Here is an 825-nt window from a genome sequence, read left to right as displayed (position 1 = left end):
GGCGGGATCATTTCGAAGTCGATCTGGTCTCGGCAGCCGGTGTGAGTGATCGGGGCGGCCAGACCGTCCGTCACAATGTGAACGAGGATTTCTTCGCGGTCGAGACGGCGGATGTAGGTGGCGAGCGCTGGACTTTGGCCGCGGTCGCCGACGGTGTGTCCAGCCAGGGACACAGTGAAGAGGCATCACAGGCAGCCGCCGAAGCAGCCGTGGCTGTCCTTCACGAGGAGGCGGACCGCGTCGCGAACGGCGCCAGGCCGGACCCGGAAGGAACAGCGAAGAAGGCGCTCGAGGCTGCTCACCGGGCCGTTCGCGAGCTGATCTCGGAGAAATACGCCGATTCCGCTGTACCGCCCGCCACCACACTGGTGCTGACCCTCGCCACCCCGACACAGCTCATCACCCTTTCGCGCGGCGATTCACCCGCCTTCTGGATCCCTCACGACGGCGGCCCCGCGATCGAACTGACCGCGCCCGACCCCGCCATCGCCGAACTGGCGGAAAGCCTCGGGATGACCGTGCACGCGCTGAGGCACTCCTGGCTCGCCTCGAATTTGAACGACTACCTGGGCGACATCGAGCTGAGTGACCTGCACCCCAGGTCGTTCCAGCTTCCCGGAAGCGGATTCGTGGCACTGTTCTCGGACGGTGCCGTGAATATCTACCACGAAGACCAGTCGAACGCGGACACACCCGAACAACGAATCGCCGACACACTGCGACAGAAGCTGGCCGACTCGTCAGGAAACCTGCTCGGCGCATCCCGATCCTTCGTCCAACACGCCATCGACAACGGTGAACACGACAACGTCACCGCCCTGCTGG

The 825-nt window shown here is 64.6% G+C and carries 1 protein-coding gene; it reads left to right on the top strand.

Annotation, left to right across the window (positions count from 1 at the left end; all coding sequences use genetic code 11):
- Window positions 1–134: 134 nt before the first annotated feature.
- The coding region (locus tag NNI01S_RS33000) for a protein phosphatase 2C domain-containing protein (protein WP_218019297.1) at window positions 135–825 on the top strand (691 nt) is incomplete at its 3' end.

This window comes from Nocardia niwae NBRC 108934 = DSM 45340 (assembly GCF_001613465.1).
Taxonomy (GTDB): Bacteria; Actinomycetota; Actinomycetes; order Mycobacteriales; family Mycobacteriaceae; genus Nocardia; species Nocardia niwae.
The sequence above is the reverse complement of the archived record's forward strand: the minus strand, read 5'-3'. Positions and strand labels throughout refer to the sequence as shown.